General features: G+C 72.8%; 13 protein-coding genes. 8 read left to right on the top strand and 5 right to left on the bottom strand.

The genetic code is table 11. The features are described from left to right. Positions 1–9 precede the first annotated feature (9 nt). The gene (gene dnaJ, locus QI554_RS32230; protein WP_281475191.1) at positions 10–1,182 is read left to right on the top strand and encodes a molecular chaperone DnaJ; all 1,173 of its coding nucleotides are present in this window, start codon (positions 10–12) and stop codon (positions 1,180–1,182) included. 1 nt (position 1,183) lies between these two features. Beyond that, positions 1,184–1,657, top strand: a complete 474-nt coding sequence (locus QI554_RS32225; RefSeq protein ID WP_281475190.1) for a heat shock protein transcriptional repressor HspR — start codon at positions 1,184–1,186, stop codon at positions 1,655–1,657. 60 nt (positions 1,658–1,717) lie between these two features. Here the strand turns inward: QI554_RS32225 and QI554_RS32220 are convergent, their stop codons facing one another. Together QI554_RS32220 and QI554_RS32215 are read right to left on the bottom strand one after the other, a co-directional pair. Next, positions 1,718–2,017, bottom strand: a complete 300-nt coding sequence (locus QI554_RS32220) for a hypothetical protein (RefSeq protein ID WP_281475189.1) — start codon at positions 2,015–2,017, stop codon at positions 1,718–1,720. 55 nt (positions 2,018–2,072) lie between these two features. After that, positions 2,073–2,561: a pyridoxamine 5'-phosphate oxidase family protein gene (locus QI554_RS32215; RefSeq protein ID WP_281475188.1), complete on the bottom strand. Its 489-nt coding sequence runs from the start codon at positions 2,559–2,561 to the stop codon at positions 2,073–2,075. 134 nt (positions 2,562–2,695) lie between these two features. On the opposite strand from QI554_RS32215, the gene clpB reads away from it, so the two are divergent. Next, a complete protein-coding gene (gene clpB, locus QI554_RS32210; protein ID WP_281475186.1) occupies positions 2,696–5,308 on the top strand; it encodes an ATP-dependent chaperone ClpB in 2,613 nt (870 codons plus the stop codon). 26 nt (positions 5,309–5,334) lie between these two features. On the opposite strand, the gene QI554_RS32205 is transcribed toward clpB, so the two are convergent. After that, positions 5,335–6,570 (bottom strand): citrate synthase, encoded by a 1,236-nt coding sequence (locus tag QI554_RS32205; RefSeq protein WP_281475185.1) that lies wholly within the window; start codon positions 6,568–6,570, stop codon positions 5,335–5,337. Positions 6,571–6,707: 137 nt separating this feature from the next. On the opposite strand from QI554_RS32205, the gene QI554_RS32200 reads away from it, so the two are divergent. The 3 genes from QI554_RS32200 (at position 6,708) to QI554_RS32190 (ending at position 9,972) form a co-directional block, all read left to right on the top strand. Next, a complete protein-coding gene (locus QI554_RS32200; RefSeq protein ID WP_281475184.1) occupies positions 6,708–7,904 on the top strand; it encodes a citrate synthase in 1,197 nt (398 codons plus the stop codon). A gap of 121 nt (positions 7,905–8,025) precedes the next feature. Next, a complete protein-coding gene (locus tag QI554_RS32195; protein WP_281475183.1) occupies positions 8,026–8,535 on the top strand; it encodes a SigE family RNA polymerase sigma factor in 510 nt (169 codons plus the stop codon). A gap of 90 nt (positions 8,536–8,625) precedes the next feature. Further along, complete coding sequence (locus QI554_RS32190; RefSeq protein ID WP_281475181.1) at positions 8,626–9,972, top strand: hypothetical protein; 1,347 nt, start codon at positions 8,626–8,628, stop codon at positions 9,970–9,972. Between the two features lie 49 nt (positions 9,973–10,021). Here QI554_RS32190 and QI554_RS32185 read toward each other — a convergent pair whose 3' ends face one another. Beyond that, positions 10,022–10,390: a cupin domain-containing protein gene (locus tag QI554_RS32185; protein ID WP_281475179.1), complete on the bottom strand. Its 369-nt coding sequence runs from the start codon at positions 10,388–10,390 to the stop codon at positions 10,022–10,024. A gap of 70 nt (positions 10,391–10,460) precedes the next feature. On the opposite strand from QI554_RS32185, the gene QI554_RS32180 reads away from it, so the two are divergent. Beyond that, on the top strand, positions 10,461–11,543 hold the full coding sequence (locus QI554_RS32180; RefSeq protein WP_281475177.1) for an RNA ligase (ATP): 1,083 nt from the start codon (positions 10,461–10,463) through the stop codon (positions 11,541–11,543). 130 nt (positions 11,544–11,673) lie between these two features. After that, a complete protein-coding gene (locus tag QI554_RS32175; protein ID WP_281475175.1) occupies positions 11,674–12,162 on the top strand; it encodes a type III secretion system chaperone family protein in 489 nt (162 codons plus the stop codon). Between the two features lie 90 nt (positions 12,163–12,252). On the opposite strand, the gene QI554_RS32170 is transcribed toward QI554_RS32175, so the two are convergent. Next, positions 12,253–13,437 (bottom strand): pyridoxal phosphate-dependent aminotransferase, encoded by a 1,185-nt coding sequence (locus QI554_RS32170; protein WP_281475173.1) that lies wholly within the window; start codon positions 13,435–13,437, stop codon positions 12,253–12,255. Positions 13,438–13,540 lie beyond the last annotated feature (103 nt).

The raw sequence follows: 13,540 nt of genomic DNA, 5'->3' as shown, positions 1-13,540 counted from the left end.
CGGGACGCCGTGAGTACCAAGGACTACCTGGAGAAGGATTTCTACAAGGTGCTCGGCGTCCCGAAGGACGCCGGCACGGCCGAGATCAAGAAGGCGTACCGCAAGCTCGCCCGCGAGTTCCACCCCGACGCCAACAAGGGTGACACGCGCGCGGAGGAGCGGTTCAAGGAGATCTCGGAGGCCTACGACGTACTCGCCGACGAGAAGCGGCGCAAGGAGTACGACGAGGCGCGCGCGCTGTTCGGCAACGGCGGGTTCCGCCCGCCGGGCGCGGGCGGTGCCGGCGGCTTCCCGTTCGACCTCGGCGACCTGTTCGGCGGCGGTGGCGCCGCGGGGCAGCAGGCCGGGGGCGCGGGGGGCATCGGGGACCTGTTCGGCGGCCTCTTCGGGGGCCGGCAGGGCGGGCGGCAGCAGCCGCCGCGCCGCGGACAGGACGTCGAGTCCGAAGTGACCCTGAACTTCACCGACGCGGTCGACGGGGCGACCGTGCCGATCAGGCTGACCAGCTCCGAGCCGTGCCGGCACTGCAACGGCACGGGCGCCGCGGCGGGCACCATGCCGCGGACCTGCCCCACCTGCAGCGGCACCGGCCAGACCAGCCGCAACCAGGGCGGTTTCGCGTTCTCCGAACCGTGCCGCGACTGCAAGGGGCGCGGGCTCCTCGTCGACGAGCCCTGCATCGTCTGCCACGGCAGCGGGCGGGCCAAGAGCGCACGCACCATGCAGGTGCGGGTGCCGGCGGGCGTCCAGGACGGCCAGCGCATCCGGCTCAAGGGCAAGGGCGCGCCGGGCGAACGCGGCGGCCCCGCGGGCGACTTGTACGTCGTCGTCCACGTGCGTCCGCACCCGGTGTTCGGGCGCAAGGGGGACAACCTGACCGTCACCGCGCCGGTCACGTTCCCCGAGGCGGTCCTCGGCGCGGAGGTCACCGTGCCGACGCTGGGCGGCCAGCCGGTGACCCTGAAGCTGCCGGCGGGCACGAAGAACGGCGCGACACTGCGCGTACGGGGGCGCGGCGCGGCCCGCAAGGACGGCACCCGCGGCGACCTGCTGGTCACCGTCGACGTGCTCGTCCCGACCGAGCTGCAGCCGAAAGCGCTCGAGGCGCTCGAGGCGTACCGCGAAGCCACCGCGGCGGAGGACCCGCGCGCGACGTTGATGCAAGCGGCGAAGGGAGCGTGACATGCGAGCGGACGGCGGCATCCCGGGCCGGGGACCCGGTGCGGGGCCGTACGAACTGAGCGACCTCACGCCCGTGTACGTCATCTCGGTCGCGGCGCAGCTCTCCGGGCTCCATCCGCAGACGCTGCGCCAGTACGACCGCCTCGGACTGGTGTCCCCGGACCGCACCGCGGGCCGGGGGCGCCGGTACTCGGCACGCGACATCGTGCTGCTCCGCGAGGTGCAGCGGCTCTCCCAGGAGGAGGGCATCAACCTCGCGGGCATCAAGCGCATCCTCGAACTGGAGAACCACGTCGAGGCGTTGCGGCACCGGGTGGCCGAACTCGAGGCCGCGGCCGCGGAAGCGGGCGCGGCCCAGGCGCAGCGGGAGGCGGCGGTCCACGCGTCGTACCGCCGCGACCTGGTGCGCGTTCAGCCGCAGACCGGCACGGCGCTGGTGGTGTGGCGGCCCAAGCGCGGCCGCGCGGACCAGTAGCGCCGACGCCGTCGGGCCGCCCGCCCGACGGCGTTCCGGTACGCCGAGGACTCGACCGCGTCAGGGGGACGGCGGGTGGAGACGTGCGGAGGCGGCGTCCAGCCACGCCTCGACCTGGTCGCGGGCGTAGCCGCGCCGCACGATCATGAGCCCGCCGGCACGCAGGCGTTCGGCGTCGACGGGCGGCCCGCCGGCGGAGGCGGCCCGGACGGCGGCCACCACGGCGTCGACCTGGCCGCGGTCGTAGCCGCGGCGCACGATGTCGAACCCGCCGTCGGCGGCCGGTCCTTCGGCTGGTGCTGCCGTTCCGCGCGCCACATCGGGCCGCGACCCCTCGCTCCCGCGGTTCCACCACGGCATGCGCACCACCCCGTTCGGTCGGAAAGCGACTCTATGGCGTCGCGCGCCCGCGCGGTCAGCCCCGGCCGAGGGCGCGGTCGACGTGGATCTCGATGACGCAGCGCTCGGGGTTGGGGGTCGGGGGGCGGTAGCGCTCGGCGTAGCGGCGCTCGGCGTCGGCGACGGACGCCGGGTTGTCGCGGACCACGGCGACGCCCTCCAGGGTGGCCCAGCGGCGCCGGTCGATCTGGCACACCGCGACGCGGGCGCCGGCGGGGCCGGCCGCGCGGACGTTGCGGGCCTTGCGGCTGTCGCCGCGCGTGATGACGCGGGCGGTGCGGGTCTCGGGGTCGAACGTGACGCCGACCGGGACGACGTGCGGCGTGCCGTCGGCGCGGAGTGTGGTGAGCGTGCACAGGTGGTACTCGCGCCAGAAGGCCAGGTAGGCCTCGTCGTCGAGGGCGGCGAGCGGGCCGGCGGCGTGCGCGGGCGGGGTGGGCGCCGCGGCGGGTGCGGGCGCCGGTGCGGGTGCGAGGTCGTTCGGCCCTGTCGGTGCGGTGGTCATCGCACGACGGTAGACGCAGGGAACCCGCCCTCCAGAAACTTGAGTGGAATAGACTCAACTTTGCCCTCGTTGGCTTCGGTAGAGCGGGAAACCCCCGAACACGGTCCCCACGCAGAAGGAGTCGCGCAGCGAACATGGATGCCAACAAGCTCACCACGAAGGCCGCGGAAAGCCTTTCCACCGCCGTCCGCAAGGCGGCGGCCTCCGGGCACCCCCAGGTGGAGCCCGCGCATCTGCTGCTTGCTCTGCTCGAACAGCCCGAGGGCACCGCGGTGCCGCTGCTCGCCGCGCTCGGCGTCGAGCCGTCCCGCGTGAAGGCCGCGGCCGAGCAGGCCCTCGACCGGCTGCCGCGCGCGCAGGGCTCGACGGTGTCCGCGCCACAGCTCGCGCGCGACACGCTCACCGTCCTCAACGACGCCGAGGAACGCGCCCAGGCGCTGGGCGACGCGTACGTGTCCACCGAGCACCTGCTGGTCGGCGTGGCCGGCACGTCCGGTGCGGTCGGCGACGTACTCAAGCACGAAGGCGCCACCCCGCAGGCGCTGCTCGACGCGTTCACCAAGGTCCGCGGCAGTGCCCGCGTCACCTCGCAGGACCCCGAGAGCACCTACCAGGCGCTCGAGAAGTACGGCCGCGACCTCACCGAGGAGGCCCGCGACGGCAAGCTCGACCCGGTCATCGGGCGCGACGCCGAGATCCGCCGCGTCGTCCAGGTGCTGTCCCGCCGCACCAAGAACAACCCGGTGCTCATCGGCGAGCCCGGCGTCGGCAAGACCGCCGTCGTCGAGGGGCTCGCGCGGCGCATCGTGGCCGGCGACGTCCCCGAGTCGCTGCGCGGCAAGCGGCTGATCGCCCTCGACCTGGGCGCGATGGTCGCCGGCGCGAAGTACCGCGGCGAGTTCGAGGAGCGCCTCAAGGCCGTGCTGACCGAGATCAAGGACAGCGACGGCGAGGTCGTCACCTTCATCGACGAACTCCACACCGTCGTCGGCGCGGGCGCCACCGGCGACAGCGCCATGGACGCCGGCAACATGCTCAAGCCCATGCTCGCGCGCGGCGAACTGCGCCTCGTCGGCGCCACCACGCTCGACGAGTACCGCAAGCACATCGAGAAGGACCCGGCGCTGGAGCGGCGCTTCCAGCAGGTGCTGGTCGGCGAGCCGAGCGTCGAGGACACCATCGCGATCCTGCGCGGCCTCAAGTCCCGTTACGAGGCGCACCACCAGGTGCAGATCGCCGACGCCGCGCTGGTCGCCGCCGCCACGCTGTCCGACCGGTACATCACCGCGCGGTTCCTGCCCGACAAGGCCATCGACCTCGTCGACGAGGCCGCGTCCCGGCTGCGCATGGAGATCGACTCCTCGCCCGTCGAGATCGACGAACTCCAGCGCTCCGTCGACCGGCTGCACATGGAGGAGCTCGCGCTCGCCAAGGAGTCCGACGCGGCGAGCAAGGAGCGCCTCGAGAAGATCCGCCGCGACCTCGCCGACCGGCAGGAGCAGCTCAGCGGGCTCACCGCGCGCTGGCAGCAGGAGAAGGCCGGCCTCAACAAGGTCGGCGAGCTCAAGAAGCAGCTCGACGACCTGCGCGGTGCCGCCGAACGCGCGCAGCGCGACGGTGACTTCGAGAGCGCGTCCAAGCTCATGTACGGGCAGATCCCGACGCTCGAACGCGAACTGGTCGAGGCCTCCCACACCGCCGAGACTGCGGCCGCCAGCGCGTCCATGGTCAAGGAGGAGGTCGGGCCCGACGACGTCGCCGACGTCGTGTCGTCCTGGACGGGCATCCCCGCCGGGCGGCTCCTCGAGGGCGAGCGCGGCAAGCTGCTGCGCATGGAGGAGGAGATCGGCAAGCGCCTGATCGGCCAGCACGCGGCCGTCGGCGCGGTGTCCGACGCCGTCCGGCGCGCCCGCTCCGGCATCGCGGACCCCGACCGGCCCACCGGTTCGTTCCTGTTCCTCGGCCCCACCGGCGTCGGCAAGACCGAACTGGCCAAGTCGCTCGCGGACTTCCTCTTCGACGACGAACGCGCCATGGTCCGCATCGACATGAGCGAGTACGCCGAGAAGCACTCGGTGGCCCGGCTCGTCGGCGCGCCCCCCGGCTACGTCGGCTACGAGGAGGGCGGCCAGCTGACCGAGGCGGTGCGGCGCAGGCCGTACACGATCGTCCTGCTCGACGAGGTCGAGAAGGCGCACCCCGAGGTCTTCGACATCCTCCTGCAGGTCCTCGACGACGGCCGCCTTACCGACGGGCAGGGCCGCACCGTGGACTTCCGCAACACGGTGCTGATCCTGACCTCCAACCTCGGCTCGCAGTTCCTCGTCGACCAGAGCCTGGAGCCCGAGGCGCAGAAGGCCCGGGTCATGGAGGTCGTGCGCGGGTCGTTCAAGCCGGAGTTCCTCAACCGGCTCGACGACATCGTGGTGTTCGACGCCCTCGGCACCGACGAACTCGCGCACATCGTCGACCTGTCCGTCGCGCGCCTCGGCAAGCGGCTCGCCGACCGCCGGATCACGCTGACGGTCACCGACGCGGCCCGCGAGTGGCTCGCCCTGACCGGCTACGACCCGGCCTACGGCGCCCGCCCGCTCCGCCGCCTCGTCCAGACCTCGATCGGCGACCGCCTGGCCCGCGAACTGCTGGCCGGGGACATCGCCGACGGCGACACGGTCGTGGTCGACCTCGACGCGGCCCAGGACGCGCTGGAGGTCAGCCCCCGCCGCGCGGCGGCGAAGACGCTCTGAGCCGATAGCCGGTCGTCGGCCCGCGGTCAGTCCGGCCGCGGGCCGACGTACACCCCCGTGGGGCGGAAGCGCTGCGGGCGGGCGTCGTACTCCTCGACCGCGTGGGCGAGCCAGCCGGCGGTGCGGCCGACGGCGAAGACACCCTCGCCGGCGTCGGCCGGCATCGCGCACGAGAGGGCCAGCGCGGCCAGCGCCAGGTCGATGTTCGGGCGCAGCGCGGGGCGGCGGGCCAGGGCGTCCGTGAGGCGGTCGACGGTCGTGGTCACGGCGGCCGCTTCGGGGATGTCTCGGAGGAACTCCAGCAGTTCGCGCGCCCGCACGTCGCCGTTGCGGTAGACGCCCGCCTCGTGCCCGAAGCCCGGCAGCGGCGCGCGGGAGCGCAGCCGGTCGGACAGCACCGAGACGGGGTCGCCCGACGCGTGCGCCTCGGCGAGCAGCCGGTACGCGAGCGCGCTCGCCAGCCCGTGGTACGGCCCGTCCACCGCGCCGAGCCCCGCCTGCACCACCGAGTACGGGTCGGCCCGCACGGACGCCGCGATCCGGGCCACCACCGTCGACGCCGCCAACCCGTGGTCGGCGGTCAGCACCAGGGCGGCGTCCAGCGCGGCGAGCGTCGCCGGACTCGGCGGCCGCACGGTCAGGCGCGGCCACAGGCGCGCGGCCAGCGACCCGTCGCCCGTGATCGGCTTCCCGAGCAGCGGCAGCGCCTCCACCATCGTCGCCAGCAGCCCGCCCGCGGTCGCCGCGACCGACTCGGCGTCGGCGCCGTACCGCAACGGGTCCGCGGCGGCCGCCGCCGCGACGGCGACCCGCAGCCGGTCGATGGTGCGCGCCGACGCGGGCAGCGCCCCGACCGCCGCGCGCGCGACGGCGAGTGCGCCCGGATCGGCCGTGAACTCCCCGCCCGCGTCGAGGCCGCCGCTCCACAGCAGGCCCGCGACCGCCTCGAACCCGTGTCCGCGGACCAGGCCCGACACGGCGATCCCGCGGTAGAACAGCTCGTCGTCGCGGATCAGCGTGAGCCCGGTCCTGACCTCCTCGAGCCCGCCGCCGCCCGCGGCCGTACCGCGGCCCCGCCCGGCCCGCCGCGCGACCGCCTCGACCTCGTCGGCGGCGAACAGGCTGGTGCGCCCGTCGGCCGCCCGCACGCTGGTCAGGAGTCCACGGCTGACATACGCGTATACCGTCTCGACCTTGACCCCGAGCAGCCGCGCGACCTCGTCCGCGGTCAGCCGGTGCCGGTCCCGCTCCTCAACCGCCACCGCTTCGTCCTCTCACCGAACGCTCGCTCACATCGCCCACATTGACTCGATCAATATTGACGATTTCAAGTAGGAGGGCGACAGTCAAGACACGACCCATGTGGAACACGACAGTGAGCGAACAAAGGGGGACCGCCATGTCCACCACCCCAGGACTGGCCGCCGCACCGCACTCCGGGCCACGCCGCGACACGACCGTCGAGGTGCCGCGCGGACTCGCGGGCGTCATCGTCACCGACACAGAGATCGGCGACGTCCGCGGCCGCGAAGGCTTCTACCACTACCGCCAGTACTCGGCCGTCGAACTCGCCGAGCGGCGCGGCTTCGAGGACGTGTGGCACCTGATGCTGCACGGCGAACTCCCCGACCGCGCCGCCCGCGACCGGTTCGTCCACGAGATCGCGCCGCTGCGCCGCGTCCCGGACGCGGTGCGCCCGCTGCTCGCGCCGGTCGCCGAGGCCACCCGCGCCGACGGCCCGCTCGCCGGCGTCAAGGCGCTGCTCCCGCTCGTCGGCAGCGCCTACGGCATGCGCCCGCTGTACGACTCGACGCCGCGCCGCCGCGCCCAGGACGCCCTCGCGCTCGCCGCCGTCGTGCCGACGCTGATCGCCGCCCTGCACCGCCTCCAGCACGGGGAACAGCCCGTCGAGCCGCGCGACGACCTCGGCTACGCGGCGAACTACCTGTACCTGGTCACCGGCGAGGTGGCGGCTCCCGAACGGGCGCGCGCCGTCGAGGCGTACCTGATCTCGACGATCGACCACGGCTTCAACGCCTCGACGTTCACCGGCCGGGTCATCGCGTCGACCGGCGCCGACCTCGCGTCGTGCGCCGCGGGGGCGCTCGGCGCGCTCACCGGCCCGCTGCACGGCGGCGCGCCCAGCCGCGCGCTCGACACGCTCGACGCGATCGGCAGCCCCGACCGGGCGCGGGCCTGGATCACCGACCGGGTGCTGGCCGGCGACCGCATCATGGGCTTCGGGCACCCGGTGTACCGGACCGAGGACCCGCGGGCCCGCATGCTGCGCGGCATCGCGTACGAACTCGGCGGCGACCTGGTGGAGTTCGCGGCCCAGGTGGAACGCGAGGTGGTCGCGGTGCTCGCCGACCTCAAGCCGGGGCGCGAACTGCACACCAACGTCGAGTTCTGGGCCGGCGTCGTGATGGAGCTGTGCGGCCTCCCGCGCGGGATGTTCACGCCGACGTTCGCCGCGAGCCGGGTCGTCGGGTGGACGACGCACGCGCTCGAACAGGCCGCCGACACCAAGATCATCCGGCCGTCCGCGCGGTACGTCGGCCCGCCGCCGCCTCAGCCGGTCCCGGCCGCCGGATAACGGGCGGCGACGGATCCGGCGGCCGGGACGAAGGCCGGCCGCCGGAAATTCCGTCCGGCGGGGTGTAACGCAACCATGCGGTCGGCGCATCCCCGGTGTGTGACGGCAACGGGGGAGGCTCATGGCAATCCGGTCCACGGACGACACGGACTACCTGGAGTTCGCGGCGGCCCGCAGCGCGCCGATGCTCCGCGTGGCCTGTCTGCTCACCGGCGACTGGCACACGGCGGAGGACCTGGTCCAGGAGACGCTCGGCAAGGTCTACGTCTCCTGGCGCCGGGTCCGCGCCGCGGACTCACCCGCCGCGTACGCCGAGCGCATCCTGTTCCGGGTCTTCCTGTCCCAGCGCCGCAAGCGCAGTGCCGGCGAAACGCCCACCGGCACACTGCCGGAGCAGGTGTACGAAGCCGACGACCCGGCACTGCGCCTCACTCTCCTGGACGGGCTCGCCCGGCTGTCCCAACGGGATCGCGCCGTGCTGGTCCTGCGCTACTGGGAGGACCGCTCCGTCAGTGAAGCGGCCCAGGCGCTCGGCCTCACCGAGAGCGCGGTGCGCATCCAGTCGCTGCGCGCCCTGCGCAGGCTGCGCGCGCAACTGGGCGACCAGCTCCCCGAGCTCGCGCAACGCTGACCCGCCTCCGCGTGCGGGCTCCGCAGGCCCGTCCCATGAATTCTCCGCCCGGGTCCCCGTCGACCCCTGCGCCCAGAATGGTGGCCACCCATGCCCCGCGATGAACGGCACGACAGCACCGACGAATCCGCGTTCGCGCGCGAACTGCCCGGCGCCCTGCGCTCGACCGCCGACCGGTTCCCCGGCCCGAGCCCGGACCTCACGCACCGCGGACACACCCGTGGACGGCGGATGCGACGTACCCGCAACCGCGTGGTCGGCGTCGCGGCCGGCGCGCTGACCGCCGCCGTCATCGGCGGTTCGTTCGCCGTCGCACGCCTCGGCGGCGACTCGGACACCAGCCACGCCGCGAACACCCCGGTCGGCACCTCGGCGTCGCCGGCGGCCGCGACCACCGCACCCGCGGCGCCCAAGGCACCTGACGTCAGCGCCGACGAAGTCCTGCGGATCTTCACGGCGTTGCTCCCGGCCGGCGGCAGCGTCGCGGAACCGCACAGCGGCGGGACCGACGTGCAGCCACCCAGCGGCAAGGTGCCGCCCGGTACCAAGCTCACCGTCCCGGCGTTCGCCGGCGTCGTCTACACCGACGCCAAGGGCACACGTACAGGCGTCAACATCGAGATCGGATTCGTCGACCCGCAGAACCGCACGAACTACGGCACCTGCGCGCCCAAGCAGTACTCGCCCTACAGCGACTGCACGGCGACCACGCTCAGCGACGGCACGAAGATCGCGCGCACCAAGGGGTACACGTACCCGAACGCGAACACCGGGCAGAAGGAGTGGACCGTCAGCATCATGCGCCCGGACGACACCCAGATCAGCGTGGACGCCTACGGCGGCGGGGGCGAGAAGGCCACCACGAAGTCCGTCGATCCCGGACTCACGCTCGACCAGCTCACCGCGATCGCGCAGAGCCCGACGTGGCAGCCCGTCATCGACGCGGTGCCGCGCGTCACGGCCACGCCCAGGACGCCGTCTCACAAGCAGGTCGACGGTGTGAAGATCCTCGAACTGCTGAAGTCGATGCTGCCCCCGAACACCCGCATCACCAGCCCGGTCAGCCAGCCGGGCTTCGGGTCGTTCATCGCGGACGACGGCCGCGGCGAGTCGGACGTCGAGATCAATGTCCAGAACGGCATGGGGAACGTGGCAGGCGACCTCACGAGCTGCGCGACGCGCGGCCTGGACGCCAAGGCCTGCACGGTCACCACGCTGCCGGACGGCAGCACGCTGGTGCTGATCAAGCAGCTGAACGAGAAGGGCGGCAAGGCGGTGGTCTGGACGGCCGACATGGTGACGACCGCCGGGTTCCGCGTCGTGGTCTCGGCCGTCAACGCGCCCGGCCAGGCCGCGCCGGTCTCCCGCCCCGAGCCGCTGCTCTCGCTCGACCAGCTCAAGACGATCGCGCTCGACCCCCGCTGGGCGACGCTCTAGTACCGGTCCGCCGGGCCGGGACACCCGGCCCGGCGGGATCCGTGCGACCTCAGCCGTCGCCGTCCCGGTGCACCGTCTCCGGCGCGAACCCCGGCAGGCACACGGCCACATAGTCCGCGCCGTCCGCGCCGCGCGTGCTGTACCGCACCCACTCGCCGGCCCTGGTGTGGATGCCCTGCCCGGCCGCGACCTCCTGCACGCCGCCCTGGTACTCGACCGTCAGCACGCCGCGCAGCACCACGGTGTACTCGTCGAACTCCGGTGTCTGGCCGGGCTCCTCCCAGCCGCCGGGCGAGCTCATGTGGGCGATGCTGAGTCCCGACTCGCCGGTGTTCACCCGGCCGACGTACTCGCGAATGATCTTGGGGATGTTCCCGGCCGCCTCGACGACGGTCGGCCTCTCGATGAAGTTCGGCATGGCGATCATCATCACGCAGGCCGCCGAAAACCGTTGGATGGCCGCTCCGGCGGGGTGTCACCCTGCGGGAATGTCCACACTTCGGGTCACCGCAGAACAACTCGCCGTCCACACCCACCCCAACGCGGACGCGCTCGAACTCGCCCAGGTCGGGCTGTACCGGGCCGTCGTCGCCAAGGGGCGGTACAAGGACGGCGACTGGGCGGTCTACATACCTGAACAAGCGGTCCTGCCACCGGACCTCGTCGACGAACTCGGCCTCACCGGCCGGCTCGCCGGCGCCGACCACAACCGCGTCAAGGCCATCCGGCTGCGCGGCGAACTCTCCCAGGGCATCGTGTGCGTGCCGAACGCGCTCGCCGGCGTCGACCTGGCCGCCGCGCACGCGGAAGGCCGCGACTTCGCCCCCGACCTCGGCATCGTCAAATGGGTGCCGCCGATCCCCGTCCACATGAGCGGCGACGTCGTGGCGGCCGGCGACCTGCTGCCCTGGATCGACATCGAGAACATCAAGCGCTACCCCGACCTGTTCACCCCCGGCGAGCCCGTCGTCGCCACCGAGAAGATCCACGGCACGGCGTGCCTCTACACGCTCACCCCCGACGGCGAGTACGTCTCGTCCAAGGGCTTCGGCGGCAAGGGCCTCGGGCTGGCCCGCGACGAGAAGAACCTGTACTGGCGTGCGGTCCTCGGACACCGCGTCCCCGAGGCCGCCGCCAAGCTCGCCGCCATCTTCGGCGCCGAGCGGGTGGGCGTCTTCGGCGAGGTCTACGGGCAGGGCGTCCAGGACCTCGGGTACGGCGCCAAGGCGACCGCCGAGCTGCCCGGCTACGCCGTCTTCGACGTGTCCTTCTCGGACGCGTCGGGAGCCGTCCGCTGGGTCGACGCCGCCGAGCTGGCCGGCGTCCTCGCCGGGCTGTCCGTACGCCTGCCCGTCGTCCCGACGCTGTACGAGGGCCCGTACGACGAGGCCGCGCTCGTGGCGCTCGCCGAGGGCCGCGAAACGGTCTCCGGCACGGGGGCGCACCTGCGCGAGGGCGTGGTCGTCCGGACCGCCCGCGAGCGGCGCAGCGAGGTCACCCGCGGCCGCGCGGTCGGCAAGCTCGTCTCGGACGCGTACCTCACCAGGAAGGGCGGTACGGAGTATGAGTGAGCCCCCGTAGAGAGCCCCCGGTGACATTTCCCTTACGTCCGGGAAACGCCCGGTGACGAGCTGTGACAGGAGTCACCGCACGGTCCGGACATGGGGGAGGATGGCCACGAGACGTCAGGAGAGGAATCCCATGAGCATCGACCCGTCCTCGATCCCGAGGCCGAACTTCGTTCCCGCCTCGCCGGTCATCAAGCCGACGCAGGAGCTGATCCAGCAGGTCCTCACCGAGCTCCAGGTCAACCACTTCGTCGACGACGAGGGTGACATCGGCGCTCCGTGGGAGGGCTTCCGCATCTACTTCATGCTGAAGGGCGACGCCTCCGAGATCTACACGGTCAGGATGTTCCTCGACCGTGAGTTCGACGTCACGGACAAGCCCCACGTCCTGGAGCTGCTGGACGACTGGCACCGCCAGTACTTCTGGCCCAAGGCCTACACCCACGTGCACGACGACGGCCGGCTGCGGATCATCGCCGAGGCCCAGCTCGACCTGGAGCCGGGCATCAACCGCGAGCTGTTCGTGTTCACCACCCGCGCGTGGATCAGCACCTGCATCTCGTTCTCCAACTGGCTGACCGAGCAGCTGCCGCCGGCCGAGGAGAAGCCGTCCGAGGACTGACCGGTCCTGCGGCACCGCAGACACAGCACACACAGCGCACGGCCCCGACGCATCCCGCGCCGGGGCCGTCGCCGTTCCCGCCCCCGGTGGTCAGACGCGCAGCGTCGCCAGCCGCTCGGCGGCCTCGGTGAGCACGCTCTCCTTCTTGCAGAACGCGAACCGCACCAGCGGCCGGCCGATCTCCTGGGCCTCGGGGGTGTCGTCGAAGAAGACCTTCTCCGGGACCGCGACCACGCCGCACAGCTCGGGCAGCCGGCGGCAGAAGTCGAGGCCGTCGGTGAAGCCCAGCGGCGTGATGTCGGTGGTGATGAAGTACGTGCCGCTCGGCCGGTACACGGTCAGCCCGGCCGCCTCCAGGCCGTCGGCCAGGATGTCCCGCTTGCGGCGCATGTCGGCGAGGAAGCCGGCGTAGTACTCGTCCGGCAGCCGCAGCGCGCGGGCGATCGCGGGCTGGAACGGGCCGCCGGAGACGTAGGTGAGGAACTGCTTGGTGGTGCGCACCGCCGCGACCAGCTCCGGGCTCGCGCACACCCAGCCGATCTTCCAGCCGGTGAACGAGAACGTCTTGCCGGACGAGCTGATCGTCACCGTCCGCTCGCGCATCCCCGGGAACGAGGCGAGCGGGATGTGCGATCCCTCGAACACCAGGTGCTCGTACACCTCGTCGGTGACGACCAGCAGATCGTGTTCGACCGCGAGCCGTGCGACCTCGGCGAGTTCGTCCCGGCCGAGCACCGAACCGGTCGGGTTGTGCGGGGTGTTCAGCATGATCAGCCGGGTGCGCGGGGTGATCGCCGCGCGCAGCGCCGCGACGTCGAGGCCGAACGTCGGCGGGCGCAGCGGCACGCCGACGCGGACGCCGCCGGCCATCGCGATGCACGCCGCGTACGAGTCGTAGTAGGGCTCCAGCGCGATGACCTCGTCGCCCGGTTCGACGAGCGCGAGCAGCGCGGACGCGATCGCCTCGGTGGCGCCGGTGGTCACCAGCACCTCGGTGTCGGGGTCGTACGTCTGCCCGCCGAGGTGGCCGTAGAAGCGCTGCCGGTGCTCGGCGATCGCCTCGCGCAGGTCGGCGTGGCCGGGGCCGGGCGGGTACTGGTTGAAGCCGCCGCGCAGCGCGTCGACGACCGCCTCGCGGATCTCGTCCGGACCGTCGGTGTCGGGGAAGCCCTGGCCGAGGTTGATCGCGCCGGTGCGCGTCGCGAGCGCGGACATCTCGGCGAAGATCGTCGTCCCGAGGCCGTCCAGGCGACGGTTGAGCAGCGGTCGGCCCACGGTGGTCCCACTTCCTGTTGTGATCGTGTGTGGTCGGCGTTGATTGACGCTGTTCGGCGTATGCCGGGATCTCCGGCGATCCTCGACCAGCCTGCCGCATCCA

Source organism: Yinghuangia seranimata (genome assembly GCF_029953285.1).
GTDB classification, from domain to species: Bacteria; Actinomycetota; Actinomycetes; order Streptomycetales; family Streptomycetaceae; genus Yinghuangia; species Yinghuangia seranimata.
Note: the sequence above shows the minus strand (reverse complement) of the source record. Positions and strands in the feature narration are given on the sequence as shown.